The sequence below is a fragment of the Sulfobacillus sp. hq2 genome (assembly GCF_002903155.1).
Lineage (GTDB): Bacteria > Bacillota > Sulfobacillia > Sulfobacillales > Sulfobacillaceae > Sulfobacillus > Sulfobacillus thermotolerans.
On record NZ_NWUL01000023.1, the window covers coordinates 122773 to 149432 of the forward strand.

The 26660-nt window shown below is 53.8% G+C and carries 27 protein-coding genes; 7 read left to right on the forward strand and 20 right to left on the reverse strand.

The annotated features are described in order from the left end of the window. Window positions 1–3: 3 nt before the first annotated feature. The 8 genes from CO251_RS03780 to CO251_RS03815 form a co-directional block, all read right to left on the reverse strand. Complete coding sequence (locus tag CO251_RS03780) at window positions 4–417, reverse strand: cytidine deaminase (protein ID WP_103374471.1); 414 nt, start codon at window positions 415–417, stop codon at window positions 4–6. A 25-nt stretch (window positions 418–442) separates the two neighbouring features. Further along, complete coding sequence (locus CO251_RS03785; RefSeq protein ID WP_242968281.1) at window positions 443–1690, reverse strand: hemolysin family protein; 1248 nt, start codon at window positions 1688–1690, stop codon at window positions 443–445. A 66-nt stretch (window positions 1691–1756) separates the two neighbouring features. Beyond that, complete coding sequence (locus tag CO251_RS03790) at window positions 1757–2266, reverse strand: diacylglycerol kinase family protein (RefSeq protein ID WP_103374473.1); 510 nt, start codon at window positions 2264–2266, stop codon at window positions 1757–1759. Then, window positions 2253–2663: an rRNA maturation RNase YbeY gene (ybeY, locus tag CO251_RS03795; RefSeq protein ID WP_242968285.1), complete on the reverse strand. Its 411-nt coding sequence runs from the start codon at window positions 2661–2663 to the stop codon at window positions 2253–2255. The genes CO251_RS03790 and ybeY overlap by 14 nt, the downstream gene beginning before the upstream one ends. Then, entirely contained in the window at window positions 2623–4809 is a 2187-nt protein-coding gene (locus CO251_RS03800; RefSeq protein ID WP_103374475.1) for an HD family phosphohydrolase, read from the reverse strand. Before CO251_RS03800 ends, ybeY begins: the two co-directional genes overlap by 41 nt. Beyond that, entirely contained in the window at window positions 4784–5779 is a 996-nt protein-coding gene (locus CO251_RS03805) for a PhoH family protein (protein ID WP_103374476.1), read from the reverse strand. Before CO251_RS03805 ends, CO251_RS03800 begins: the two co-directional genes overlap by 26 nt. 25 nt (window positions 5780–5804) lie before the next feature. Beyond that, window positions 5805–7004, reverse strand: coding sequence for a sporulation protein YqfD (locus CO251_RS03810; protein ID WP_158246159.1), 1200 nt, complete (start codon window positions 7002–7004; stop codon window positions 5805–5807). Then, window positions 7001–7282: a YabP/YqfC family sporulation protein gene (locus CO251_RS03815; protein ID WP_103374478.1), complete on the reverse strand. Its 282-nt coding sequence runs from the start codon at window positions 7280–7282 to the stop codon at window positions 7001–7003. The genes CO251_RS03810 and CO251_RS03815 overlap by 4 nt, the downstream gene beginning before the upstream one ends. Window positions 7283–7640: 358 nt before the next feature. On the opposite strand from CO251_RS03815, the gene CO251_RS03825 reads away from it, so the two are divergent. Together CO251_RS03825 and CO251_RS03830 are read left to right on the forward strand one after the other, a co-directional pair. Beyond that, window positions 7641–8483 carry a hypothetical protein gene (locus CO251_RS03825; RefSeq protein ID WP_103374479.1) on the forward strand — a complete coding sequence of 281 codons (843 nt, stop codon included), beginning with the start codon at window positions 7641–7643 and terminating at the stop codon, window positions 8481–8483. Beyond that, window positions 8483–9169, forward strand: a complete 687-nt coding sequence (locus CO251_RS03830; protein ID WP_103374480.1) for a hypothetical protein — start codon at window positions 8483–8485, stop codon at window positions 9167–9169. The genes CO251_RS03825 and CO251_RS03830 overlap by 1 nt, the downstream gene beginning before the upstream one ends. Window positions 9170–9171: 2 nt before the next feature. Here CO251_RS03830 and CO251_RS03835 read toward each other — a convergent pair whose 3' ends face one another. The 10 genes from CO251_RS03835 to lepA all read right to left on the reverse strand — a co-directional run bounded on the left by CO251_RS03835 (window position 9172) and on the right by lepA (window position 18663). Continuing rightward, window positions 9172–10134: a hypothetical protein gene (locus CO251_RS03835; protein WP_103374481.1), complete on the reverse strand. Its 963-nt coding sequence runs from the start codon at window positions 10132–10134 to the stop codon at window positions 9172–9174. A 58-nt stretch (window positions 10135–10192) separates the two neighbouring features. Next, the gene (locus CO251_RS03840; RefSeq protein ID WP_103374482.1) at window positions 10193–10642 is read right to left on the reverse strand and encodes a GatB/YqeY domain-containing protein; all 450 of its coding nucleotides are present in this window, start codon (window positions 10640–10642) and stop codon (window positions 10193–10195) included. A 25-nt stretch (window positions 10643–10667) separates the two neighbouring features. Next, the gene (rpsU, locus tag CO251_RS03845) at window positions 10668–10844 is read right to left on the reverse strand and encodes a 30S ribosomal protein S21 (protein WP_103374483.1); all 177 of its coding nucleotides are present in this window, start codon (window positions 10842–10844) and stop codon (window positions 10668–10670) included. A 311-nt stretch (window positions 10845–11155) separates the two neighbouring features. After that, window positions 11156–11884, reverse strand: a complete 729-nt coding sequence (locus CO251_RS03850; protein ID WP_103374484.1) for a 16S rRNA (uracil(1498)-N(3))-methyltransferase — start codon at window positions 11882–11884, stop codon at window positions 11156–11158. After that, window positions 11881–12786: a 50S ribosomal protein L11 methyltransferase gene (locus CO251_RS03855; RefSeq protein ID WP_103374485.1), complete on the reverse strand. Its 906-nt coding sequence runs from the start codon at window positions 12784–12786 to the stop codon at window positions 11881–11883. The genes CO251_RS03850 and CO251_RS03855 overlap by 4 nt, the downstream gene beginning before the upstream one ends. After that, a complete protein-coding gene (gene dnaJ / locus CO251_RS03860; RefSeq protein ID WP_103374486.1) occupies window positions 12770–13891 on the reverse strand; it encodes a molecular chaperone DnaJ in 1122 nt (373 codons plus the stop codon). The genes CO251_RS03855 and dnaJ overlap by 17 nt, the downstream gene beginning before the upstream one ends. A 48-nt stretch (window positions 13892–13939) precedes the next feature. After that, a complete protein-coding gene (gene grpE, locus CO251_RS03865) occupies window positions 13940–14521 on the reverse strand; it encodes a nucleotide exchange factor GrpE (protein ID WP_103374487.1) in 582 nt (193 codons plus the stop codon). Between the two features lie 74 nt (window positions 14522–14595). Next, window positions 14596–15612 carry a heat-inducible transcriptional repressor HrcA gene (hrcA, locus tag CO251_RS03870; protein ID WP_103374488.1) on the reverse strand — a complete coding sequence of 339 codons (1017 nt, stop codon included), beginning with the start codon at window positions 15610–15612 and terminating at the stop codon, window positions 14596–14598. Between the two features lie 88 nt (window positions 15613–15700). Continuing rightward, window positions 15701–16870 carry a radical SAM family heme chaperone HemW gene (hemW, locus tag CO251_RS03875; protein ID WP_103374489.1) on the reverse strand — a complete coding sequence of 390 codons (1170 nt, stop codon included), beginning with the start codon at window positions 16868–16870 and terminating at the stop codon, window positions 15701–15703. Continuing rightward, window positions 16867–18663 carry a translation elongation factor 4 gene (gene lepA, locus CO251_RS03880; RefSeq protein WP_103374490.1) on the reverse strand — a complete coding sequence of 599 codons (1797 nt, stop codon included), beginning with the start codon at window positions 18661–18663 and terminating at the stop codon, window positions 16867–16869. The genes hemW and lepA overlap by 4 nt, the downstream gene beginning before the upstream one ends. Window positions 18664–18925: 262 nt before the next feature. On the opposite strand from lepA, the gene CO251_RS03885 reads away from it, so the two are divergent. Both CO251_RS03885 and cydB read left to right on the forward strand, forming a co-directional pair. Next, the gene (locus CO251_RS03885) at window positions 18926–20323 is read left to right on the forward strand and encodes a cytochrome ubiquinol oxidase subunit I (RefSeq protein WP_103374491.1); all 1398 of its coding nucleotides are present in this window, start codon (window positions 18926–18928) and stop codon (window positions 20321–20323) included. 33 nt (window positions 20324–20356) lie between these two features. After that, window positions 20357–21361, forward strand: coding sequence for a cytochrome d ubiquinol oxidase subunit II (gene cydB, locus CO251_RS03890; RefSeq protein WP_207654611.1), 1005 nt, complete (start codon window positions 20357–20359; stop codon window positions 21359–21361). A gap of 60 nt (window positions 21362–21421) precedes the next feature. Here cydB and CO251_RS03895 read toward each other — a convergent pair whose 3' ends face one another. Next, window positions 21422–21847 carry a hypothetical protein gene (locus CO251_RS03895; RefSeq protein WP_103374493.1) on the reverse strand — a complete coding sequence of 142 codons (426 nt, stop codon included), beginning with the start codon at window positions 21845–21847 and terminating at the stop codon, window positions 21422–21424. A 64-nt stretch (window positions 21848–21911) separates the two neighbouring features. On the opposite strand from CO251_RS03895, the gene CO251_RS03900 reads away from it, so the two are divergent. Together CO251_RS03900 and CO251_RS03905 are read left to right on the forward strand one after the other, a co-directional pair. After that, the gene (locus tag CO251_RS03900) at window positions 21912–22211 is read left to right on the forward strand and encodes a hypothetical protein (RefSeq protein WP_103374494.1); all 300 of its coding nucleotides are present in this window, start codon (window positions 21912–21914) and stop codon (window positions 22209–22211) included. Continuing rightward, entirely contained in the window at window positions 22208–22543 is a 336-nt protein-coding gene (locus CO251_RS03905) for a hypothetical protein (RefSeq protein WP_103374495.1), read from the forward strand. Before CO251_RS03900 ends, CO251_RS03905 begins: the two co-directional genes overlap by 4 nt. A 250-nt stretch (window positions 22544–22793) precedes the next feature. On the opposite strand, the gene CO251_RS03910 is transcribed toward CO251_RS03905, so the two are convergent. Beyond that, window positions 22794–23384, reverse strand: coding sequence for a recombinase family protein (locus CO251_RS03910; RefSeq protein WP_103374496.1), 591 nt, complete (start codon window positions 23382–23384; stop codon window positions 22794–22796). A 145-nt stretch (window positions 23385–23529) separates the two neighbouring features. Here CO251_RS03910 and CO251_RS03915 point away from each other — a divergent pair, with 145 nt between their 5' ends. Beyond that, window positions 23530–26526 (forward strand): Tn3 family transposase, encoded by a 2997-nt coding sequence (locus CO251_RS03915; protein ID WP_103374497.1) that lies wholly within the window; start codon window positions 23530–23532, stop codon window positions 26524–26526. Window positions 26527–26660 lie beyond the last annotated feature (134 nt).

Below are 26660 nucleotides of genomic sequence, written 5' to 3' on the forward strand. Positions count from 1 at the left end.
TCATTATTCTGCCAATTCCCCTGGGTGTGTCGGGCTCCAGTGAAAACTTTCGGGTAATAGGTCATGCAACCAGTAGCTTTTGACATCATCGCCATCACCTGATGCCACAAATATCTGCAGATCACCAAACTCACTAAGAACCTGCCGACATCCGCCGCACGGCATAGGCCGTTCTCTCTCGCCCATAATCCAAATGGCCTCAAACGAGTGGACGCCGGCTGCCAGTGCCATCGACACGCAAGCTCGCTCTGCACACATGCCGAGAGGATAACTCGCATTTTCCACATTACAGCCGCTAAAAATCTGCCCATCCTTTCCCACCAAAGCCGCCCCCACCGGAAAGTGGGAATATGGCACGTAGGCCCGGTCGCGCACTTGCCGAGCCTGCTCCTTCAGTTCCTGCAACGAATACGCCATTCTCGACTCCCCCTAACGCCCTTCACTAGTCATTGTTGTCAACCCGGGCGTGTTCATGTGCCTTGATAATCACGCGCGCCACGCGTCGTCCAACAACCTTCGATACCGTAAATTCCAAGTTGTCCCATTTCACGACTTCGCCTTCTACAGGGGCCCGGCCTAAAAGGTGGAGAATAAGCCCTCCCACCGTGTCAAAGTCCTCATGGGGCAAATCGACTTCCAAAATTTCGTTGACTTCGTCTAGTTGTACCATCCCGGCTACGTCAATCACGCCATCATCCAAATAACGAACAGGCTGATCTTCCTGATCATATTCGTCTTGAATTTCTCCCACAATTTCCTCAAGCAAGTCTTCAATGGTCACTATCCCTGCCGTGCCACCATACTCATCCAACACCACAGCAATCTGAGTTCTTTGACGCCGGAAATCCGCCAAAAGCTCATCCACTTTCTTTGTTTCCGGCACATATAAGACGGGTCGCGCCAATTCTCCCACGGACGTCGACGGATCGCGCTCTTTTAAATACGCCAAAATGTCGCGGGCATAAATAACCCCGACGACATCATCAATCGTCCGTCTGAAAACCGGGAGCCTTGAATGGCCCCAATGAATCACTGCATCCCACGCTTCGCGCAAGGGGGCGGTATCTGGCAACGCATTCACATCGATGCGTGGCACCATGACTTCCCTGGCCACGGTATCGCCTAAGTCAAAAATGCCTTGAATCATTTGACGTTCATCGGCTTCGAGCAAGCCTTCTTCTTCTCCCACCTCGACCATGCTGCGAATTTCTTCTTCCGTCAGCAACCGGCCCCCTTCGGCCCGTCCGCCCAGAACACGGATAATGCCGGCACCAAACCACGTAAGCACTTGCACAATCGGATAGAAAATCCGCGCAGAAACTTCTAGAAATACCGCAAAACGCAACGCGACACGCTCTGAGTTATGCGCGGCGAACGTCTTCGGAATAATTTCTGCGACTAACAAAATAAACAGGGTCATAACCACTGTGGAAATCAGAATGCCATTGTTCCCAAAATAATGAATAAAAATACCGGTTGCGATCGTCGCCGACATGATATTGGCGAGATTATTTCCCACCAATACCGTCCCGAGCAACCGATTGGGCTGCTCGATCAAACGTTCAAGCCAGCGCCCTTGTTTATGACCTTCTTCAACAAGATTGCGGACTTTACCGCGAGATAACGACATCATGGCGGTTTCCGTCATTGAGTACAATGCTGAGAGGCCCACGAGTACAATCAAAATCACAATGGGCCCCCACCGTATACCTCTCACCGGGTTTTGTCCTTCCCCTTTCACTGTACCGGTCAGTTTTCACTGGTCGTGTGGCGCGGATGCGCCTGCTGACGGCCCTTTCCAAATGTGTGGCAGCCATATGACAAATCCAAGAATCGCTACCAACAAAATCAAAAACAACACCGTCAAGATCCGCTCATTGTCCCATCGTAGCATAAATTGATGCCCCACAGACGTGATGCGTGGGAGAAAAACCCAGAGTCCTAAGAGAGCGGCCCCCACGGCAGCCAGCAAAACTGCTCCCGCAGCCACATCTTTGGCCGTTTGGGCGAGCGGATGAATCCGGGGACTGGCCAAATCCACAACAGCCTCAACCGCCGTATTCATCATTTCAGCCACCATCACGACCATAATGGCAGCCAAGACGACGATAAATTCTCGCTTAGGGAGGTCAAGCAGCCACCCTAGAACCATAACCGCCGCTGCCGTGAAAAAATGCAACCGCAAATTGCGCTGCGTGGCTAAAGCATACGCGAGCCCCGAAAACGCATAACGGAATGATTCCTGAAGACTCTCAGCGCGCTTCACGAGACAGCCCAATGCCCCCTAAAATTTCTTCGGTTTTCGCCATCATGCGCTGTTCCTCATCAGGCAGTTCGTGATCCCAGCCCAGCAAATGCAGCACTCCATGCACTGTTAAGAATCCCAGTTCCCGCTCAAAACTATGCCCATAGTCTGCCGCCTGAGCTGCCACTCGGTCTAGCGAAATGACGATGTCCCCTAGCACCGGATCGTCAGGGTTCGCATCCTCTCCTTCCCGTTGGCTAAAAGACAACACATCGGTAGGACGGTCGACCCCGCGATACTCCCGATTCAACGCATGCACCGCTTCATCATTGGTTAACACCACACTCACCTCGGCGTTTTCAAGACCCCCAAGAACGTCAAGCGTGCGGATGACGGCCGCGCGTACTATGGCCTCCAATTTTTCTGATGATCCCGGGGGGCTTTCCACCCATATTTCCACGTCCCCGACTCCTTTCCATTTCCTTCAACACGCTTTCAGGATACTCAATGCGTTGATGAAACATCCCCGTCAAAACCCGCGTAAAAGTGCGGGCAATGGTGTCGAGTTCCTTCAAGGTCAAATTGGACTCATCGAGTTGTCCATCTTCAAGCCGGTCTTTGATAATTTTCCGCACCACTTGTTCAATAGTCTGTGGGGTAGGGTGTTTAAGCGTACGACTTGTCGCTTCGGACGCATCCGCTAACATCACAATAGCCGTCTCTTTGCTTTGCGGGCGCGGTCCATCATAACGAAAATCTTCTTCCAAAACCCCGTCTCCCGTATCGGCAGCGAGCGCTTTATGATAAAAGAAACTGATCAGCGTTGTGCCGTGATGCTCTCGAATAAACTGCACGATGGCATCTGGGAGATGGTACTGACGTGCTAATTCAATGCCATCGCGTACATGAGAGGAGATGATTAACGCCGACACCGTAGGGGCCAGCTTGTCATGGGGATTGTCCGCCCCAAATTGATTGTCAACAAAGAAATAAGGCCGCTTGGATTTCCCAATATCGTGATAGTACGCCCCTACGCGTGCCAACAGCGAATTGCCACCGACGGCCTCCGTCGCTTGTTCCGCTAAGTTTCCGACCATAATGCTATGATGGTAAGTGCCCGGCGCCTCAACCAACAGTTTGCGCAATAATGGCTGATTGGGGTTACTAAGTTCGATCAACTTCATCGATGTAATGATGCCAAAAGGCCCTTCCAAAAAGGGAATCGAGCCCATCGCCAAGACCGCCGCTAAAATCCCATCGAGCAATCCCCATAAGAGCGTCTCCCATGTCGTAGCTTGGCTTAATGCGGCCCCTTGCATGATATCGAGGCCCGCTAAGGCCAGTAAGTTGACAATCCCGACTAAAACCCCCGCACGAATAATGTCATAGCGCTGAGAGAGGCGGGTCACCCCAAAGACCCCTGCTAACCCCCCAAAGAAAGAGACGAGTGCCACATTGAGATCAGCGCCCGTGAGCGTAGCCACCCCCAACGCCAGTACCCCAGCCATAACCATACCCAAGCCTGAATCGACAAGAGCCGTAACCATGATTGCCGCCGTTGGCACCACCAGGTAGCTTAAAGCCGGCAAGTTTTTGACGATATCCGCACCAATGAGTGACGTGGTAAAAATCAATCCCGTAATAATCGTAGCGGGTAGCGATAGGAGGGTTTGACGCCGTAAGAACCACAAATAGCCTGCAATTAAGGCCACCAAAACAAATGATAACAAGGCTGACCCAATCACAGGGGCTGGGTTGAATCCTTGATCAAGAAGCCCCAGTTCTTGCAAAACTTTAATATCAGCAGGCGTGATGACCTGCCCCGCTTGCAGGACCTCTTCCCCCTTGAGAATTTTAACGGTCGGTACCTTGTCCATAGCCGCTTGTCTGCGTGCTGCGGTATCTTGCGCATTTAAAAAGGTATTGGGCACAATCAAGCTCTTTGTGAAGTCCGCTAAAAATAAGCGCAAGCTGGGCTGCTGTTCCTCTTGTGCTGCCAATTGCGCCGCAAAGCCTTGAGCCTCGGCTAAGCCCACTTTATTGTTGCGCACACCATTGCCATTACCCATTGCGGAGGAAATGATCACGAGCGCATCTTGTTGCAGCTGCGACAAACTCGCAGGGGACAGGCTTAGAACCTTACCCCAGACGCTTAAGGGCAATCCGATGGGCAAGGCTTGGGCAATGGTTTGTTCTCGCAAATCTAACGGGGCGGTCTGGTCTATCGACAGCGAGAGTATTAGGGAAAAATCCTTATGGAGCGCCGCCTCTTGATTGCGCAATATTTGATTGTTCGTCGTATAGACACTGGGAACAAGTTTAGCCGCCTGTTCACGAGCTTTTTGGGTGGCACCCCAATCGACCACCCCATACGGCGCCACGACCGTACGCGGCGCCAAATCCCCCGCTGCCACATCGATGCGTTGGGCCAACAACGTCGTGGCGAACACGATAGTGGCCAACAACCAGACCCCTGCCGCTACCAGGACTTGCCGCCACTGCAGGGGTGTGCCTTGAAAGCGGAGTCTGCTAAACCAGTCATGGACGTTGCGTTGCGTGTTCATGCTCATTGTTAGCTCCTTGCTCTGCTTCAAACCGCTGATACGCCTCGATAATCTCCCCGACTAACGGGTGTCTTACCACATCCCGCTTTCCTAAACGAATCGTACGGATGTTAGGAATATCGCGCAAGATATGCTCCGCCTCAAACAAGCCTGAACGCTGTCCGCGTGCTAAATCGACTTGAGTCTCGTCACCTGTGACGACCATCTTAGACCCATAGCCTAGTCGTGTCAAAAACATTTTCATTTGCTCATAGGTGGTATTTTGGGCTTCATCCAATATGATAAAACTCGAATTGAGGGTGCGACCGCGCATGTAAGCCAATGGCGCGATTTCAATATGGCCCCGTTCGCGATACCGTTCCACCGCCTCTTGTCCAAGGAATTCAAAGAGGGCATCATAAAGCGGCCGCAAATACGGGTCGACTTTGTCTTCCAATGCTCCCGGTAAGAAACCCAGTTTTTCTCCTGCCTCCACAGCGGGACGTGTTAAAATGATGCGCTCAACCTCATGAGCCTTTAAAGCTTGCACAGCCATCGCCATGGCCAAATAGGTTTTCCCAGTGCCTGCCGGTCCGATTCCGAACACCAAGGTATTTTGCCGGACCGCTTCCACGTAAACTTGCTGTCCCACAGTTTTAGGCCGCACAACGCGCCCTTGCGTGGTCGTGTACACAGCTTCCGTAAGCAGATGCAAGAACTGGCTTTGGGTGCCTTCTTTAACAGCTTCTACGGCCGCATCAACCGTATCCAAGCGAATCGGCTGCCCCGCATAAGCCCACTGCGACAGCAAGTCCAAAACCTCTCGCGCCAACGCTTGATCGGAGTCAGGTCCTTGAATGGCAATCACGTTGCCTCGCGCCGTCAATTTGACATGCAAGGCATTCTCAATATGCTTTAGATGCTCATCTCCACGTCCTACCAAAAGCGTTACGGCATTGTTATCCGTTATCACCCACTGAGAAAGCGGCAATGGCGTCCCCCTTTGCGTTCCGCTGTTAAGCTGGCGGCACTGCAATATTTTGATTGACTGTCCAAATCAAATGAACCGAAACTCCCTGCTTGGTCCAGTGTACGATGCGCTGCTCCCGCACACGGGTTCCCCCGTGCGCTTCATGCTGCAAGCGCTGCGTCACCTCTGCGACAGCACGCGCCAATGCTTGTTTGCGCGATAACAGCTGGTGACGCCTTTGCAACTCATTATATACGATTTTAACCTCTTCAACCGGAAGGGTCACCTTTCGCCATTGCAGCGGCTGGACAATTTTCTGGCGCCAATAATAGCGAAATGGTACCGCTCCATATCCTTTGAGCAAAATTGGCTCACCATCCGCTAATTTTAGAAAATCTTGCTCAAACCGTCGACCCGTAGGCTTTAAGGCCCAAAAACGAAACGGCTGCCACCAAGTGGCGGCATAACGCACATCCGCAAACACGTCGCCCTTTGCCGGCGTTTTCACGGCATCCGTAATCGGCTGCTTGGCATCTGGCGGCTGCACCGGAATCTGGGCACTGACCGCTCCACTGATTAATGTTTGTCCTTTGTGCACGCGCTCCCCCGCTACCACTTCCGGATCTCCGATAAAGACCAACACGGAGGTCACCACGCCATCTCGCGCCGCAACCAATTTGGATGGCAGTGCATCCGGGGGACGATTGACCAAGGGAATCACATGAATCGTCACCAACATCCCGTGCACCGACAAGCCAATCCACGCATATTGGGGAAGCCTTCTTTGCATCCTTTGGCGTTCGGCATTGAGATTCATGCGTGAACGCAACATGCCAATGTGTACCCCTGCTTGCTCCGCTGCGGCCACGAGCTGTTCTTGAGCCTCATGACTGATATTAGCGCCCGGCGCGTCAATCACCCAAATACGGCTGGTCGCAAACACGATGAGAAATAGCGCCGTCAATGCACCTACTCCGAGAAAAGGACGGTGCTTGAGCGCTTGCACCTTAAATGGCAGTCCCCCTCGGCGCCCAAAACGAACGCGGCAATGATAGCCCCGAACGGACTTTCGCAACCACACAATGCCTTGCAGACTTACAGTAAATGTGTATCCTTTGTCTGTTTGCCGTACATTCCATAGTCTAGGCCCGGCCAAAACGAGACGGCTAATGGCTTCTTCCGGATTGCGACCTGTCAAGGTAATTTCAATCCAACCAAATACTAGACGGTACAAGAAATCAATCACGGCCGGCCCTCCTGAAACACTAACGAACGCACATGGCCCGTAACTAATACTTCGCCGCGGTCTATCCAGCCAATCACCATATCCTGACCCTGGACAATAAGACGGCCGTCCGCCAAGCGCAGAATCACTTGATCTGGAGCATATTTTTCGAGACCACGGTGATTTTCGACGCGGAATTGAAGATGCCCGACCACCTCGATGCGGGAAACATTGACTAAAACTTCAGGGGGGATTTCCAGCATCTGGGCTATTCGTGTCATGGCACGCCCCTTTTTCATACGGTGTCCTCCTTGTCCCTTCTCTCATTCATGCTATGCCTAGATATGAGCAGCCATGAAAGAATTAGAAGCGAAGTTTGCAGGAACCGTACGTCCCCGTGGCGAATATAGCTCTCATCAGTGAACGCTATACCTCCAAAGACTGCTCAGGGTGTGGCTATCGCCAGGACATGCCGTTGTGGAACCGGACCAGTGCGGGCTCGTGATGGATCGCGACAAAAATTCCGCTCGAAATATTTTAGCCTGGTTCCTTGCCCGGCTAGGGTTATATCCTGCTTCTCAGCAGGACGATGTGCTGAGTGCACACTCAGGAATTTGAACATGTTTACACATGTTTAGGAAGGCAGGATGTATTATAGTGGATGCTTTGCTTCGCTACGTAGTGGAACCCCTTTTGCCTCCAGCAAGACCGCTGAATATGGTCCGAGTGCTTCGCATCACGACCACACGGCAATGCTGGATGCAATGTGCTTTTTGTGATTTCAGCCAGTATGCCCCCTTGGTCGGACATCATACAGCGAGTCCCGCCATTAGCCCCGATCACGTCCAACAAGCCGTATCCGCCGCCTCTTATGATCTCATTAAAGTGCGTGGGGGGCTCACCGTATGGGAGCCATGGAGTTACTTTGTACAATTAGTCCGTCACATCTCTTCGCAAAGTCGGGCTCCGATTCAGGCCTTTTCTGCGGTTGAACTCATGCATTTTCACCGCGTGGAAAAAATCCCCTTGCGCGATATGCTCGATGAATTGCGGTGGGCAGGTGCTACGAGTCTAGGCCCTGGGGGTGGAGAGCTCTTAGTCGATGAATGGCGGGAAACGGTCGCGGCCCATCGTCTGCGATCGGCCGAGTGGCTGAGCATTCAACAATTGGCCATGGAGTCTGGTTTGCAGTCACGTGCTATGCTACTTGTCTTTCACGGCATAACCCCTGAGCTCATACAATCCCATCTCCACGCCTTGCAAGCGATTCGGGATTTGTCCGTGATTGAAATCAAACCCTTGCGAACGGCAAGTTCCCCAATGGCCTATTGGGATCCTCCTCACCTTCTCGAATTATTGGCGGTAGTCCAAGCCATTAGAACGCAGTGGCCACATGTGGACATTGTGATGAACCGCACCCTATTATCCGAGGATGCCCTTACGCTTTTGCATCATCATGGTGTAAATCATGTCTATATCACCGCAAAGGAGATTGGTTAATGGCTCGTCCCTTATCATGGGTTCCTGTTCTCGACGTTAGTCATAGCGCAGTGACGCCTTTCACATTGCGCCAAATTTCTGTCTTTGTCCGCAGCCATAATGGCTACGGTCATGTCCTTACCCGCAGTCCGCTTCCTCAAGACTTCGACTGTCCCTCATGGACATATACCGCGGCCCCCATTCAAGGACCATGGCGCATGCCAAATGCCAGTGTGTTAGTGGGCAAACTAGAAGACCCTGAGATGGACATTATGTTAGAAATCCCCGCAAATAACCCTGACAGATCTCCTGCCTTAATCGACCTTGCGAGCTGTACCGCCATGCCTGGGTGCCGTTGGATCGTGTACCGCAAGCCGGGAGTCGGAGCCATGGCGGCCAGCCATGCCATCTTGCGTCTCGCCTCTTTGTACCCGCACGCCTCCTTATGGCTAGACCAGCCTTCGATCGGATGGGACCTTGCCGCATATTTGTTGGCGGCCGACGATCGCTTACAATTACTTCATATTCCGGATCAGGAACTCTCTCAACTGGTGGATATCGCCACCGCACTGCAAAGGCCTATTATGCTTCATGATTTTGGGCCTCACAAGGCTTTACCTGTAATGGCTCTGCCGCAACATGCCTTCTTGCCCCCAGTACCCTCATCGAACATGACGTCGTTGCCCGTCTACCCCGGTTACCTTTAATTTTAGGGCCAGGGTGTTACAGCCCTAGCAAAGGCCCCTGCCGGGGCTTGAACCACAAAAGCCGGCCCAAATTGGTCCTTTTGTGCATTAAACCAGAAGCCTTGACTTGGCCCATCCACAATCAGAGCCCATCCAGGCCCAGTACCATCCGTCGTCATAGTCGCTTGCAAGGGATGCGGCCATGGCTTTTGATTCTTCCACTGGGCTTGTCCCGCTCTCAGTGGCACAATGCCTTTAACCGTCAACCCATAAGGCGGATTAGTGGGCATCACGGCAATCACCGCACGCCATACACTAGGATAGGGGTATCGTTTAAAAATCCTACCACGGTTCGCCGGGATCGTTACCATATCAAACCCCCGCAATCCCGACGTGACTGGAAGATAACCGCGAGCTTGGCCAAAGGCCAACGTTCCTTGCGGCGGACTATCAACCGTCCAATGTTGGAGAACGTGAGCACCTATGCGAGTAATCGTAGCATGATTGGGGTCGGCACTTAACACCGCAACAGTGCCGCCCGGTGCTGGTACCAACGTGGTAATCGCTAGAGGCGTTCTCGTGCGTAACCTCAGGCCGTGGTTCCATTCATAAATGCGAACATGCAAGGCGTTAAGTCGCTCCGCTACAACCCATAGGTGACCTCCAAGATACGAAACGGCTAACAGCGTCATCCCTTTGGGCGCACGGACTGCGACATGGGGTTGGCGGCCCGGTGTCATAGCCCAAATCGCATAGCCGGTCGTCACCCACAAGGTACCACCATGGGCCGTCATAATTTCTTCTTGGGCAACTAACCCCAGGGCTCCCAAATTCCACAGCGGGCCGCGCAAATGACCTTGCGCGCTAAATTGGCCCACCCACAAATCCTCACGGTTATGACCTATATTCTTAGCAAATGCGACCGCCAAATGGGGCGGATAGGAGAGTGGACCACATCCTGCTAATACGAGAGTTAAAAACAACAAAAAGACCCTTTTGGACAACCTGATCCAAAAGGGTCTAAAAGCCCAGCCTTTACGCATCTTAAACCTGTAGTTGCGCTTTAACTAACTCCGCAACATGCCGACCATCGGCCCGACCACGAATTTTAGGATTGATCAAATTCATGACCTTTCCCATATCTTTGGGGCCTTGGGCTCCGGTCTCTTGAATCGCTGCGACAATCAGTTCAGTCAGCGCCGTTTCTGTCAATGGTGTTGGCAGATACTCACTGAGAATAGCAATATCTTTCTCATTTTTCTCCACTAAATCACTGCGGCCTGCGCGCTGAAACTCTTCGTTGGCCTCTTTGCGCTCTTTAATTTCTTTCACAATGACCTGCAAGATGCCATCGTCATCCAGGGTAATGCGTTCACTGCGCGTTTCTTGAGCCAAAATTCCCGCCTTTACGGCACGAATCACAGACAGACGCACACTATCTTTTGCCCGCATCGCCGTCTTCAAGTCATCATTCAGCCGCTCTCGGAGAGTCAAGGGAGAACCCCCTTAAAAACCATAATTATTTCGCACGCTTTTTGCGCGCGGCTTCGGATTTCTTCTTGCGACGGACACTCGGCTTCTCATAATGCTCGTGTTTACGCGCTTCCGCAAGGACGCCCGCCTTTTGGATCTGTCTCTTAAACCGCCGTAGTGCGCTGTCCAAGCTTTCGTTTTTACCGACTTTTACCTCTGACATAGTTCTCCCTCCCCTCCACCCGAACGGGTCGGGGTACGCTTCTCTTTATTATATGTGTCGAGGGAAAAGTGTGTCAAACCCTGATTGCTATGTCTTTTGTCTGAAATCCTACCTTACCATGGACGGTACAAGTGCCCATACTTTGATAAGCACTCTTTGCAGAGGGTGCTCTCCAAAAAGCCGGTGGACATGGAGGTCGCCTCCCGTTTCACCACTGGTTTATGACAGATATCACAAAACTTTAACTCCACAACTTTGCCCATCATCTCGACCTCCTGCCTATAGCATGGCCGAAAGATCGGGCAAGAATCCTAGAAAAGGTCACCAACCGAGGAAAGCCGTGAGGACGCCCACGCTGTCAAAATCCCAGCAGCTATCACGCCCGCGTTCTCTGCCCGGTAAATGAAAGGGCCTAACGATACCGCAACGTATTGTGCCTCTTGCAACATCGCCACTTCGGAGTCGGAAAGACCCCCCTCGGGCCCAGCCACCAACATCCACTCGGAGCCGTGAGGACGCTCCTCCAGTAGCCACTCCAGAATGTTCGGCCCTTCAGGATGTAAAACGCATTTGACATGCCCGGGCATGGTAGGCAGTGCTTTAAACGACGTGACGGGTTCAATCTGGGGAACTCGTGTTTGCCGAGACTGTTCCGTCGCTTCCTGGGCAATAATTTGCCATCGTTGCTGTTTTGCAGGTGAGACGTCGCGCACAATGCTTCGTTCTGACACCACCGGGATGAACCGAGAAATGCCTGCTTCGGTGCCCTTTTCAACAATTTGGGCAAAAAGATCGCGTTTGATCAGCGCCTGAGCTAAGGTAATGGCAATAGGCACGTGCACCTCGTCCACGTTCTGAATGGTCAAGGTCTGTGAGTCTGGCTCCACCTTACACTCATATAACCGGGCTCCACTGACCAACGCTTCCACCAATTGTCCTGGTCTTACGCGCATCACCCGAAATAAATAGTGTTGCTGCGGTGGTGTCAGCATGCATTCGTGCCCTTGAATCTGCGAAGGTTCTACAACGATGCGAATCATCGCCTCACCACCATCATCGCCCACCCTTGACGATGCTGCACCGATTGGACTTGAAACCCGGATTGCCTTACGACCTGGGCCACCTCATCAGTGCGCTCGCTTAAAATACCAGACAAGATGCTTTGGGCCCCCTGTGCCAAATAGGGAACCAAATGCGGCCATTCGGGAATAATGATGTCGGCAATTAAGTTGAGCAAAGCAAGATCAAAGACCTCGCGGTGTGGTACATCCGCTAAGGTCCCCAAAATTAAGGTCGCCGCGACTGCGTTGCGGTCCACGTTCTCTTTCAGGGCACGGAATGCCACGGGATCCGGTTCAACGGCCACGACGCGCTTAGCGCCCATGCGTGCAGCTAAAATCGCTAAAATTCCCGACCCCGCCCCCAAATCCAAAACACGCTGCCCCACAGGTGCGACTCGGATGATTTGCTCTAAGCACATTAAGGTGGTAGGATGATCGCCCGTACCAAAGGCCATCGCCGGATCTAAAACAATCTGATGGCGAGAATCGTCGGTTACAGCGTCACTCCAAGCGGGAACGATCTGGTACCCTTCGGGTAAGGAGATCGGCTGGTAGTATTGCTTCCAGCTATTTTCCCAGTCTTCCGTCAAAATTTCCCGGTAGGACACCTCCCAGCCCTTGCTGCGCGCTTCGGCCGCAATGCGAGCTTGGTTAGAGGGCCAGCTGGCATCCAAAGGAAAATAAGCGCGGACAAACGGCTCACCAGGCGCCAAAGGAATATCCGTGTAGGGCGCTTGGGCTGGCGAGCCATCGTCCCACTCGACCCCTGCTCCAGTCCATGACAAGAAGATCTGAACCGTCTCCTCAACCGCCTCAGCAGGCACAGTGCATGTCACGGCCATATAATTGAGGGGCTGAATGGAATTACCGGCCCAGGGCATCTTTCACCTTGCGGAAAATACTCTTGTCCTCATGGGCAACCTCTTCTTTTCGCATTTCCGCCCACATGTGAAGAATCTCCCGCTCTTTCGCGGTCAGCGAGGTGGGAACCACAACCTTTACACGCACATTCAATGAGCCGTGAATGGTGCTGCTGCCAATCCGCGGCAACCCATGCCGACTCAGCTTGAACACGGACCCCGTCTGAGTCCCTGCCGGAATATGAAGCGTTTCCTCCCCATCCAAGGTGGCCACTTTAATTTCAGCTCCTAAGGCCGCCTGAGCGAACGTGATTGGCTGCTCCACCCACAAGTCATCCCCGTCTCGTGTGAAACGTTCGTGCGGTTTGATGTGGATAAACACAATTAAGTCGCCAGATGGGCCTCCGTGTTGTCCGGCGCCTCCTTCACCCGCCACTCGCAATCGAGTGCCTTCATCAACCCCTGGGGGTACCGTTACACTCAAACTTTTGTCGACGCGTACTTGCCCTCGACCATGGCATTCTTTACATGGAACAGGAATAATCCGTCCGGACCCGTGACATTTTGGACAGGTTTCCACCTGACGAATGCGGCCCAAAAAGCTTTCCCGAATGCGTTCAACCTGCCCACTGCCATGACACGTCGAACACATTTCTAAACGGGTACCCGGCTCGGCTTGGTTGCCATGACAGTGAGGACACACTTCGTCACGCGTCACTTTAATGTCTTTAGAAGAACCCGCCAACACCTCTTCTAAAGTCAACGTCAGATCATAGCGCAAGTCAGGACCTTTTTCCGGACCTCCCCGGCGCCCTTGACCGCCACCCTGCCCAAAAAATATATCAAAAATGTCTCCAAAGCCACCAAAGCCGAAGTCTTGGCCCCCAAACGGATTCCCCGCTTGCGGCCCATCCGCACCGAACTGATCGTAACGGGCGCGCTTCTCGGGGTCTTGCAACACCTGGTACGCTTCATTAATTTCCTTGAAACGCTCTTCAGCGCTACTATCTCCTGGATTGGCATCGGGATGGTATTTGGCCGCTAATTTGCGAAAAGCCCTTTTTATTTCGTCAGGACTCGCATTACGGCTCACGCCCAACACTTCATAGTAGTCACGTTTCGCCATTACTTGATATCCCTCCTCGTAATGCCAGTCCCTGACATCGCTATCCCGTTACTCCGGTAATGCTTCTTCTTCTGTGCTGACCGAAGCGCCTTGCCCTGTCGACACTTTAACCAAACTAGCCCGGAGGACCTGCTCCCGCCATTGGAACCCTTTGAGCAACTCTTCAACGATTGTTCCCTCAGGCTCGGCACTGTCCACCTGCTGGACCGCCTCATGAACCCGGGGATCAAAAGGCAACCCAACGGTTTCAATGGGGGTGACACCAAACCGAGTGAACACTTCATTAAATCCCTTTAGGGTCATTTCTAACCCTGCTCGCCAAGCTTTTGCTTCGCCTTCTTCCGGCATATACTTGAGTGCCCGCTCTAAGTTATCGTAAACGGGTAGAAAATCTTTCAAAATTGCACCCGTGACAAATCCCCTTAGTTCCTCTCGCTCTCGATCCATCCGCCGCCGAAAATTATCAAAATCGGCCTGAAGCCGCACTAATTGATCGTAGCGATCTTGGGCCACTTGCTGCCAATTCGTTGCATCCTCCTGAGGCTCTTGAGAATCCGCAGTCTCTTGCTCCATCTCCTGAGATTCCACGGTTTCCGGCTCTTCCTGGGATATCTCACGTTCGTCAGCCATCGATAATCCTCTCCTTCTCACATTCTACCTTATGCTACACCCAACCGATGTCGCCTCATACGCGCTTTTCGCTGTCACGCCCACCGCAAGGCTTGGGACAATTCGTCCGATACGACCTCTAACACGGTCATCACATAAGCATACTGCATACGCCGCGGCCCGACCACCATCACCTGCCCGACGATTCGTTCTCCCATTTGGTAGGTGGCCGTCACAACACTGCAGTCTTGGATGTCTGCAACCGATGTCTCCGTGCCGATCAGCACGGTTACCCCGCCCGTCATGGGATGAGTTTGGGCCATTTGCTCGACAGCCTTATCTTGCTCTAAAAATCCCAGAACCCGACGAACCTTCTCGATGTCATTAAATTCCGGGTAATTTAAGATGTTTAAGGGGCCCGCCAGGGTCATGCGTTCCTCGTCGCTACCATCGCGGGCTAGCCAACCTAAAGCCGACTTCCACAAAGACCAATGTTGCTTAAGGCTCGTCGACAACGGGTCTAGAATATAATTCTGCAAGTCCCGTATCGCCATGCCCGAAAATTCTCGGGAAAATTCCAGGGCCAGTTCATTTAATTGTGCTAAACTGAGTTCAGATGGAATGGAGACCGTACGGTTTTGCGTCAACCCATCTTCCGTACGCATGATAAGGAGCGCCTGGTCCGGGCCCAGACGGACAAAACGCAGCGCTGAAAAAATGCCGAGTTCCCAAGATGGTGCCAGCACAATCGAAGGATAGCCTGTAATATCACTGACAAGCCGCGCCGTCTGATGCACAAACCATTCCAATTCGCGAATGCGCGATTGATAGGTTGCCCGAATGCGTTCTAGCAAATCGTGGCCAATCGCAGGCCGCGCCATCAACTCATCCACATAAAAACGATATCCTTTATCAGACGGCACACGTCCCGCTGACGTATGCGGCTGTTCAAGAAAGCCCCAGTCCTCCAAATCCGCCATTTCATTACGAATCGTCGCAGGACTAATTCCCAGATTATATTTGCGTGCCAGTGTCCTCGAGCCCACAGGTTCTGCTGAGAGAATATAGTCCTCGGTCAGCACCTGCAAAATGCTGCGTTTTCTCGCATCCATGTTGTCACCTCCCACCCGAATTAGCACTCTAACCACACGAGTGCTAACGTATCCTACTAGCTAAAATAGCGTGCGTCTACAATCACTGTCAAGCACTTGCCGTCTCCTCGACAAATTCTCGAAATACGTAGTTGGCCACGTCAAATCCCCGCGCTGACAACCGAATCCGGTCTCCATCACGCTCGATGAGGCCTTGCTGAAGAAGCCGCCCCAGTGTACGCCCAAAGAGTGCTTCCGGCACGACGCCAAAACGGCGCACAAAGCGCGATCGCGAAAATCCTTGGCACTCCCGCAACCCTAACCAGACGTATTCTCGCATCTCTTCGGGCCGTGCTAACGGCTCCGCTCCTGCTTCAACAGACTCGCCGGCTAAAGATGCTTCGATATAGCGCCTAACCCCGCGCACGTTCCACCAACGCCGTCCGTGCCAGTATCCGTGCGCCCCTGCCCCCAACGCCAAGTAGGGGTTCATGGTCCAATAGAGCCGGTTATGACGCGACCACCGGCCATTTCGGGCATAATTGGAAATTTCATAGCGTTCAAGCCCGGCCCGTTCCATAAAATCGCGACCATAATCGGCCATGTCGGCTGTCGTGTCGGACAGTGGTAACGTCACCTGTCCCTTTTTTAGTTGCGTCGCCAAGGGCGTCCCTTCCTCAATTTGAAGCTGGTACATGGAAATGTGATCCGGTTCCAATTGGCATGCGGCGTCCAAAGTCTCGTGCCACTCCGCCATGGTCTGTTGGGGCAATCCATAAATCAAGTCCAGACTGATATTGGAAAAGCCCGCGGCACGGGCCGCAGATACCGCATCGCGAGCATCCTTTGCCGAGTGAATGCGATTCAAGCGCTTCAAATGATGATCCTGCAACGCCTGAACTCCTAAGGATAGTCGATTCACGCCCGCGTTCCGGTAGGCCTCAAGACGCTTTTTGTCCACCGTTCCAGGATTAGCCTCCATGGTAACCTCGAGGTCAGAGGATACCGTAAGAGGGCTTGTCAACACCTCGTGCAACAGCTCTCCAATGTGGTCAGGACTCACTAAAGACGGCGTGCCTCCACCAAAGAAAATCGAGACTAAGGGGCCACTTGGAACGTCTTGGATGCGTTCCCACTCTCGCATCAAGGCCTTCATATATACGGCATGATCTTGTTCGCCCATCCCTGTAACGGTGTTAAAATCACAATACGTGCAACGGGATTGACAGAAAGGAATATGCACATAAAGGCCCCAGTGGTTGATGGCCGGATCCGTCACTTGTCTTCCACCCGCAAGATGGCCATAAAGGCTTCTTGGGGAATATCGACACTTCCCACCGATTTCATCCGCTTTTTACCCTCTTTTTGTTTTTCCAACAGTTTGCGCTTCCGGCTAATATCCCCACCGTAGCATTTAGCCAAGACATCCTTGCGCATCGCACGGACCGTTTCGCGAGCAATGACGCGCCCACCAATAGACGCCTGCAACGGCACTTCAAAAAGCTGCCGGGGAATCAAATCCCGTAATTTTTCCACTAAAGCCCGTCCCCGATGATATGCCTTATCGCGATGCACAATGATCGAGAACGCATCGACGACTTCGCCATTAATTAAAATGTCCAAACGCACCAAGTCGGCTGGAACATATCCGCTCCACTGATAATCGAAGGAGGCATACCCACGGGTACGGCTTTTCAGCTGGTCAAAGAAATCATACATAATCTCCGCCAAGGGCAGTTGATATGTCAGCATGGCACGTTGGCTGTCGATGTATGAAAGATCTTTATAGACTCCGCGCCGCTCTTGGGCCAATTCCATGACGGCCCCAATATAATCGCTTGGTGTAATGATGCTCGCCGTTACGACCGGTTCTTGAATCTCTACAATGTCGCCAGCGACCGGCATTAAAGCCGGATTGTCCACACGAATCTGCTCGCCATTCACCAGTTGGACCTGATATACGACGTTAGGTGCAGTTGTAATCAAAGAAATGTTGTATTCACGCTCGAGCCGCTCTTGAATGACATCCAAATGAAGTAACCCCAAAAATCCCGCGCGAAAACCGAACCCTAAGGCTGCCGAGGTCTCTGGCTCAAACGTCAAGGCTGCGTCATTGAGCTGCAATTTTTCCAACGCCTCACGCAGACGGCCGTATTCATTGGTATCGACGGGATAAAGGCCCGAAAACACCATCGGCTGCGCAGGACGGTAGCCCGGCAATGATTCTTTCGCCGGATTGGCGGCCAACGTCACGGTATCCCCAACGCGCGTGTCTTGAACGGTTTTAATGGCGGCGGCAAAAAATCCCACCTCTCCCGTTTGCAATTCCGATACGGCCACCGGATGTGGCCGAAATACTCCAATCTCGGTCACATCAAATTCCGCACCATTAGCCATGAACCGCACCCGGTCGCCCACCTTCAACGCGCCGTCGACCACGCGGATATAGACCAACACCCCTTTGTAACTGTCAAAGCGAGAATCAAAAATCAAAGCCCTAAGCGGCCCCTGGCTGTCGCCTCGGGGAGGGGCAATCCGTTCAACAATCGCATCAAGCGCTTCGGCAATGCCGATCCCTTGCTTAGCGGATACTAAAATCGCTTCGGTTCCATCTAAGCCAATTTCTATCAGTTCCTCGCGGACCCGGTCCGGATCGGCATTCGGCAAATCAATTTTGTTAATGACAGGAATCACCGTTAAATCATGCTCCAACGCCAAATATAAGTTGGCCAGCGTCTGAGCCTCAACGCCTTGGGCGGCATCAATCACTAAAAGAGCCCCCTCGCAAGCCTGTAACGCCCGCGACACCTCATAAGTAAAGTCCACATGGCCCGGCGTATCGATGAGGTTCAGCTCATAGAGATGTCCTTGACTCTGATAGTCCAGACGAACGGCCTGCGCCTTAATCGTAATGCCACGCTCCCGTTCGAGATCCATGGAGTCCAGAACTTGCGGCGCCATTTCTCTTTTCGTCAACGCGCCGGTGGTCTCAATAAGCCGGTCTGCCAACGTACTTTTACCGTGATCTATATGAGCAATAATCGAGAAGTTGCGGATATCCGACTGTTTCACACTAGCCCTCCACCGTTTGGTCCGTATCCTTATTATCTTAACGATTTCCGTGGTGCATGAAAAGCGACGCGAGCCCTTACCGAAACAATGCCCCTTGGGGGCTTTGGAGGTCTTAACCCTTTGATGTAGTTCTTTGTCACCACACCCCCCGGACCTCATGGTCTGGCCATTTTACGACAAACGTCCATTCCTCGCTCCCCCATGACTTTTTATGCTAAGGATACCGGCCATGCATAGGCTGTTATTTCGAGGAGGGTGTGTGATGGACCAATTGGGGTTTGCGCGCCTGCAGTTTGGCGTAACGACCGTGTATCACTTTTTATTTGTGCCAATCACTATTGGCCTGGCATTTCTCATTGCCATTCTGGAAAGTATTTACGTACGAACGGGCAACGAAGACTACCGGCCCCTTCTACAATTCTGGGGGCGTTTATTCCTCATCAACTTTGCCGTCGGTGTGGTGACAGGTCTGCTTCAAGAATTTCAATTTGGTCTAGACTGGGCGAACTATTCACGGTTTGTTGGTGATATCTTTGGGGCGCCACTGGCCGTCGAAGCGTTATTAGCCTTTTTTATGGAGTCGACGTTTATTGGCGTCTGGAATTTTGGGTGGGACCGCATATCCAAAAAGTTGCACCTACTATCGATTTGGTTAGTGGCCGCAGGCACCATGATTTCAGGTTTTTGGATTCTGACCGCCAACTCGTTTATGCAAGAACCCGTGGGCTATCAAATTGTCAATGGCCATGCTCAAATGGACAGCTTTGGGGCGTTATTGACCAATCCCCAGCTTTGGGTTGAATTCCCGCATACGATTTTAGCCGCTTACTTGAGCGCCTCGTTCTTCATGTTAGCCATTAGTGCCTTTCATCTCTTAAGAGGCCAACACGTTGAGAGCTTTAAAAAATCGTTCCGCGTGGCCTCCATTGTTGGTCTCATTTCGGCCGTTCTGGTGATTGTCGTAGGCGATATGCAAGCCAGTCACCTCGTCAAATCACAGCCCATGAAGCTTGCAGCGGCCGAGGCTTTGTGGAATACCAGTTCCGTCCACGCCCCGTGGAGCGTGATTAGTGTGGTCAACACCAAAGCCCAAAAGGACGAATTCAACATTAAAATTCCCGATATGCTGACCATATTAGCCTACAAACGGCTCAGTGGCTCTGTTCAAGGCATTCACCAAGTGCAAGCCGAATACGTCAAAAAATATGGGCCCGGTAATTATATCCCGCCCGTTGCCCCGACGTATTATGCCTTCCGCACCATGATTTTTGCTGGAACCTTGATGCTTGTCTTCGCAGCGTATGCGGTCTATTTACTGCGCCACTCACGCTTTACCAACAAGCGCTGGTTTTTGAAAGTGCTGGAATGGAGTCTCATTCTTCCCTACCTGGCCAATACCGCCGGATGGATTATGACCGAGGTGGGACGACAACCATGGGTCGTCTACGGCCTACTACGCACCGCCAACGGTGTCTCCTCCCCCAGCAGCGTGTCAGAAAGTGACATTGTCGTATCCCTGATTACCTTTGCCGTGGTCTATGGATTCATGGCCGTCTCCGCAATCTACTTGTTCCGCAAGTATACGATTATCGGCATCGACCCCACAGACAATGCTCAAAGTGTGGAGAGCACGTCTCCGATGATGTTTATTGGGTCGTAAGTGCCATCAGCGGATACAAACAGGAGGGAGTCTATTATGTTACCGACAATATGGTTTATCCTCATTGCTGTGTTGTTTACCGGATATTTCATCCTTGAAGGATTTGATTACGGCGTCGGGATGCTATATTCCTTCATTAGTCATAATGATACCGAACGGCGCATGGCGCTGAATACCATCGGACCCTTGTGGTCCGGCAACGAAGTCTGGTTGGTGACCGCAGGTGGTGCCCTATTTGCGGCGTTCCCGTTCTGGTATGCAACCTTATTCAGTGGATTTTATCTCGCACTTGTGCTCATGCTGGTCGGCCTCATTTTCCGGGGCGTTGCTATTGAGTACCGCAGCAAAGACCAAAGCCCCGCGTGGCGCAAGCGTTGGGACATTATCATGACCGTAGGCAGCTTCTTGCCTGCGTTGCTATGGGGCGTGGCGTTTGCCAATTTTCTCGAAGGCGTGCCCATTAACGCCCAAATGAACGACGTTGGGGGATTTTTTAGCCTTCTACGTCCGTATACCGTATGGGCAGGATTGTTGAGTCTCACCTTGTTTCTCGCCCAAGGCGCTACCTTCCTTGCGCTGAAAACGGCTGGCCCGTTACGCGATGCAGCCGTTCGCGTTGCCAAACCGTTATTAACCACAGCGTTAGTGTTAGCAGCTGTCTTCATGGTATGGACAATGCGCATGCCCGCCTTAGGCCATCGTCCTTGGTATTTCACCATCAGTCTTTTAGGCTGGATTAGTCTGCTTGTCGCCCGCCTCGTCGTAGACAAAAAACAAGGCACGGCATTTTTGTGGCAATCCGTTATGATTGCGCTGAGTACAGCCGCATTCTTTTTGGGACTGTTCCCTCATGTCATGGTGTCGACTTTAGGTGCCCGCTATGACTTGACCGTAACGTCAGCCGCGGCCAATCCGTACACGCTGCATGTCATGACCATTGTTGCGTTAACCATGGTGCCTATTGTCTTAGCGTATCAAGCGTGGACCTACTGGGTCTTCCGCAAGCGCATTACGCCCGAACAACACTTGGAATACTAACCCTGCCGCACAGAGGGACCCAGGTTTGCCTTGGGTCCCTCTTCATCATAAGAGCCCATTCTAAGCCGCTTTCTCACGGTGCTTGCGGTGAACAACAATGGTACTGGCAAACATCACATTCATGGTGCCCATTAATAAGTTGAGTTCCATATCGTGAGGCTCTTTAAACCCTAACGTTAAAAAGAAGATACCATTCAACACGGCCAATATAATGGGAGGAATGCGTCCGCCCCGGGCTAGCACTAAGAGACCACCACACACCAATTCAATAATCCCAACCGTCAAGCCGAATGTGGCCACGTGGGGAAAAATATAGGTGCGGATAATAGGGGCCAAGGGTGTTGTCGGCAAAGCGGCCGTCACGCGCGGAACAAGCCATACGCTGGTCGGGGTATAGAGCTTAAAAATTCCCCGCCAAAAGAAATATAAACCGTCAATCAGCCGAAGCACTGTCAACCACCGACTGCTTACCTGATACCGGGCCATCAGCCCACCTCCTTGCCTTTCCTCTTGTTCGATCTTAACGCAGTTTTGCCGTTTCGGCGGTTTTATGGCTAAAATACATGCCGACCACAATCATATTACGGGCTTCGATACACTGGCGGCTTCCTCAGGAAACCCCATGACCGTGTTAATCAACGAACGGCGCACGCATGAATTCGCGAACCAGCAACCAGGACTCATCGCGATAAGCGTTCCCGAATTTCTTGTGTATTTACATGATCGGGGTATACTCTCAATTACAGAGACGGCAGATACCTTCAATCGGTTGGCGGCCCTTGGACGCACCCCGAAGTTATTTATGAATGCGGCTGCTGCGGATATCCGTGCGCGAGGAGGGAGTGTGTGATAGCTATGAATCGTCAATCTATAGCAGATGAGCGCGTCATTGCTGAACTATGTGCCATGGGAGATCTCTCGCGTTCGGAGGCGGTAGCGCTCGTACAACAGAAAGGGCTGGATGCACTTCGTGTGAAAGTCGGCGCTTTCCTCTATGCCCGAACCCCCATGACCAGTGGAGACGCGGCCGTACGCGTCGGCCTGCGCAACCGGGGATTGCTCTTGCGGTATTTGGACGATCATCAGATACCCCCGGCCTCCGAAGACGATGACGATTCTGAAATGGCCCAACGCGAATTCAGCCGCCGGATGAATGAGCGGCTTTCCCGTTTGCGTTCCTAACGGGGGTCTGCATATCCGGAGTTAAGTGCAATAGAAGTTGAAAGCCTTACACCGTGCGACGTTCTTCAAAATGTCATCTCAGTTGTCAGGCGACTATTTTCGTGCAACAGCGCTCCCAGCGGGAGTGGAAGGGCTGTTTTCTGAGAGATTGGGGTAGTTTTAGACCTATCTTTAGTGGCTATTGCAGTTTTCGTTTGCGGGAACTCCCCCGCCGGGGATTCGCGAAGGTCGCTGAACCTCTGATCATGATCTATTCGGGGCGCTCGGCCTGGCGTGCCAAACGATACAAGGTGGCCCGGCTCACCTGCGTCATGGCGCAAATATCGTTGACGGTCAGATGATTGGTGTCCCGCGCTCCGAACAGTTCGAGGGCATGGGTCGCCCCTTTATGATGCCGGGTATACGTGTGCGGCCGTCCCTGGTAGACCCCGCGGACTTTGGCCGCGGCAATGCCTTCCCGCTGGCGCTCTCGAATGAGATCGGCCTCAAATTCCGCAATGCCGGCCAACACCGTCATCAAGAGCTTACCGATGGCGGTGGCCGTGTCGACCATATCCCCGCCCATGTTGAGCACGACCAGGGCCACCCCTTTCTCCGTAAGGGTCGCGATGGTATTCAGCGCATCCTGCGTGCTTCGGGCAAATCGATCCAGTTTGGTGACCACCAGCACGTCACCGTCCTGGAGACGATGAAGGAGAGCCGCGAATTGGTCCCGATGGCGCAGGGAACGTCCCGAGATCTTTTCCTGATAGATGGGGTCACACCCGTAGGCAGTGAGCTGGTGAACCTGGGTCGCCAAACTTTGGGTGGTGGAACTGACGCGCGCATAGCCGTAAATCATGGTCTGGGGGCCCTCCTCGCGCGATGATTAATGAGACAAGCATATGATACACTACAAACGGCGACAACACACAGCGTGTTCGGTATCTCAGGTGAGTCTACCCATGTGAGACGCCGGCGCACCTCGTTTCGAGAGGAGGATGGCGGTGCCCGTCAATTTTCTGACCGCAGAGCAATCTGCTCAATACGGGCGGTATGCGGGGGAACCGTCGACGTCCCAACTGGCCCAATATTTTTTTTTGGATGATGCGGATCGCGTATTTTTGCGCCCGCTCCGGCAGGCGGAGACCCAGTGGGGTTGTGCCGTGCAACTTGGCACCGTGCGTTTTCTCGGGACCTTTGTCGACGATCCCGAGAACATCCCGGCCAACATCGGCGATTATCTCGCCGCACAACTCGGTCTGGCCGCCACGCCCAACCTCCGCGCTTACGTTCAGACCCGGGTCCATTGGGACCATCAACGGCGCATCATCGCCCACTACCACTATGCCTCGTTTGACGCCCAACCCCAGCATTGGCGCCTGACGCGCTGGCTCTACACCCGCGCGTGGACGGCGGCGGAGCGTCCGAGTCTCCTCTTCGACCAGACCACCGCCTATTTACTCGATCGGAAAATTCTCTTGCCCGGGGTGACCACCCTGACCCGTCTGGTGGCCCAGGTACGCGATCGAGCTCAACTCCGCTTGTGGCGGCGCTTGGCCGCGGTACCGGATGAATCTCAACGGAACCAATTGGAATCCTGGGTTCAGGCCATCGACCCCGGGCGCCCCACGCCCTTGGATCAGTTGCGCCATCCCCCGACCCGGATATCACGCACCGGCTTTCGCCAGGCGGCGGAGCGTCTAGACCTCCTGCAAACTGTGGACCCGGGCCGATGGGATCTGCACCTCTTGCCCACCGCCCGGCTTCAGGCCTTGGCCCGATTCGCCGCCACCGCGCGCGCCCAGACCGTGGAGCGGCTAACGCCGGAACGGCGCGTGGCGACTTTAGTGGCCTTTGCTACCGTGTTTCACCAGACGGCCCAGGATGATTTTTTCGAGCTTTTCGATCGGTTTTTGAGTGAGCATTGGAGCCGCGCGACACGCCAGCAAGCGCAAAGCCGCTTGCGGACCCTCCGCGATTTGGATGCGGCCGCCAAAATCTGCCGAGACGCCTGTACCATCCTCCTGCAAGAGGACACGCCGGATGCCCGGATCCGGGATGCGATCTGGGCCACCATTCCCAAGGCAACGTTGCAAGCCGCCGTGGCCACCATTGCCCAGGTCACGCAGAGCGCGGCCGCGTCAGACGAACAGCAGGCGGTGGAGACTCTGTATCCCCTGTTTCGACCCGTCATGGCCTGGTGGCGGGAGCATCTGATCTGGGAAGCCACGCCGACCAGCCAAGCCGTGTTGGAACGCTGGAATTTTGTCCGCGCGCATTGGGGAGAGACTCGGAGCCGATGGCAGACTGCCCCGACGACGGGCCTGACGGCCGCATGGCGGGCGGTGGTCTGCGATGAGACGGGGCGGATCCACCCCGCAGCCTATACCGTATGGACAGTCCAAGCCGTCTGGGACGCCCTCCGGCGTCATGACCTGTATAACCCGGGCAGTGTCCGTTACGGCGATCCGCGGGCGCAACTCTTGCACGGTCCGGCCTGGGACGCCGCCAAACCGCATATGCTGCGGACCTTAGGCTGGGCCGTCGATCCCGCCGAGGCGCTCACCCCATTAGCTCAGGCACTCGATGCCGCCTATCGCCAAACGGCAGCCCACTGGGCGGACAATCCGGCCGTCCGGCTCGAATCCGGGGCGATTCGGCCCCGGGTGGTGCTTACGCCACTCGACCGCTTGGAGGAATCCGCCGCGCTGCGCACACTGCGACCTCGGGTCGATGCTTTGTTGCCTGCCGTCGCGTTACCCGAGTTGCTGTTAGAAGTCCATCAGTGGACCGGATTTGCGGACGCGTTTACCCATGTGAGTGAAGGGGGCGACCGCATTCAGGATTTGGCTCTGAGTATCTGTGCCGTGCTGTTAACGCAAGCCTGTAACATCGGGTGGGAGCCCGTGGTCAATCCCGCCGTCCCCGCCCTGGCCCGTGATCGGCTGGCCTGGGTCGCGCAAAACTATATCCGGGCGGAGACGTTGGCGGCCGCCAACGCCACCCTCGTCGACTACCATGGGCAGCTGCCGCTGGCCCAGTCCTGGGGTTCCGGCGACGTGGCCTCCGCCGACGGCATGCGCTTTGTGGTGCCGGTCCGCACCCTACACGCGGGGAGCAATCCCAAGTACTTTGGCATGGGACGGGGCGTGACCTATTACAACTTCGTGAGCGACCAATTTAGCGGCTTTCATGCATTAGTCGTGCCGGGCACCCTGCGGGATTCGCTGGTGGTGCTGGAGGGACTCCTCGAACAAACCAGCAGTCTGCATCCGCACGAAATCATGACCGACACGGCGGGATATAGTGACATTATTTTTGGCCTGTTTGGCCTGTTAGGCTATCAATTCAGCCCCCGCTTGGCGGATGTCGGGGAAGCGCGCTTTTGGCGCATCGCGGCGGACGGCGACTATGGCGTGCTGAACGATCTCGCGCATGCTCGCATCCGGTGGGATCTGATTCAGCGCCATTGGGAGGACATGCTCCGGGTGGCTGGCTCTTTGAAGTGGGGCGCGGTGAATGCCACAGCCCTCATCCAAACCCTGCACCGCGGCGGACGACCCACGGTGTTGGGGCGGGCCATTGGAGAGCTCGGCCGGATCTACAAGACGCGCTATCTCTTGGCCTACCTGGATGACGCGGGCTATCGGCGGCGGATTCTGACGCAACTTAATCGCGGGGAAGCGCGGCATAGTCTCGCCCGCGCCGCCTTTTACGGCAAACGGGGGGAACTGCACCAAGCGTATCGGGAAGGCCAGGAAGACCAATTGAATGCGTTGGGGTTGGTGGTGAATGCGATGGTCCTTTGGAATACGCGGTACATGGGGGTGGCCGTCGATGCCTTGCGGGAGGATGGCGTCTCTATCGACCAGGAGGACCTCGGTCGGTTATCACCCTTAAGCCATGACCACATCACCATGTTGGGCCAATACTCGTTTCAGGTGCCCGAATCGGTGGCTCAAGGGCGACTGCGGCCGTTGATGCGGCTCACCCGGCGGTAGTGCCTACTGCATTTATCGTTCCGTTACTACCCGAACCCCACTTATTAGAGGACTTTCGTGACTTCCCGAAGGGCCTGGCAAGCTTTCGTGGGGAGGACGGCGTCCCAATCCTGTTGGTCGGTGGGCGGGGCGGA

Bases quoted from the DNA above. Each gene is read 5' to 3' on its own strand.
- grpE (WP_103374487.1), bottom strand. From the start codon at position 14,521: ATGGCTGACGAACGTGAGATATCCCAGGAAGAGCCGGAAACCGTGGAA.
- CO251_RS03780 (WP_103374471.1), bottom strand. From the start codon at position 417: ATGGCGTATTCGTTGCAGGAACTGAAGGAGCAGGCTCGGCAAGTGCGC.
- dnaJ (WP_103374486.1), bottom strand. From the start codon at position 13,891: ATGGCGAAACGTGACTACTATGAAGTGTTGGGCGTGAGCCGTAATGCG.
- CO251_RS03885 (WP_103374491.1), top strand. From the start codon at position 18,926: ATGGACCAATTGGGGTTTGCGCGCCTGCAGTTTGGCGTAACGACCGTG.
- CO251_RS03895 (WP_103374493.1), bottom strand. From the start codon at position 21,847: ATGGCCCGGTATCAGGTAAGCAGTCGGTGGTTGACAGTGCTTCGGCTG.
- CO251_RS03815 (WP_103374478.1), bottom strand. From the start codon at position 7,282: ATGAAAAAGGGGCGTGCCATGACACGAATAGCCCAGATGCTGGAAATC.
- CO251_RS03830 (WP_103374480.1), top strand. From the start codon at position 8,483: ATGGCTCGTCCCTTATCATGGGTTCCTGTTCTCGACGTTAGTCATAGC.
- CO251_RS03850 (WP_103374484.1), bottom strand. From the start codon at position 11,884: ATGATTCGCATCGTTGTAGAACCTTCGCAGATTCAAGGGCACGAATGC.
- CO251_RS03800 (WP_103374475.1), bottom strand. From the start codon at position 4,809: ATGAACACGCAACGCAACGTCCATGACTGGTTTAGCAGACTCCGCTTT.
- rpsU (WP_103374483.1), bottom strand. From the start codon at position 10,844: ATGTCAGAGGTAAAAGTCGGTAAAAACGAAAGCTTGGACAGCGCACTA.
- CO251_RS03900 (WP_103374494.1), top strand. From the start codon at position 21,912: ATGGCTAAAATACATGCCGACCACAATCATATTACGGGCTTCGATACA.
- CO251_RS03910 (WP_103374496.1), bottom strand. From the start codon at position 23,384: ATGATTTACGGCTATGCGCGCGTCAGTTCCACCACCCAAAGTTTGGCG.
- CO251_RS03855 (WP_103374485.1), bottom strand. From the start codon at position 12,786: ATGCCCTGGGCCGGTAATTCCATTCAGCCCCTCAATTATATGGCCGTG.
- hrcA (WP_103374488.1), bottom strand. From the start codon at position 15,612: ATGGATGCGAGAAAACGCAGCATTTTGCAGGTGCTGACCGAGGACTAT.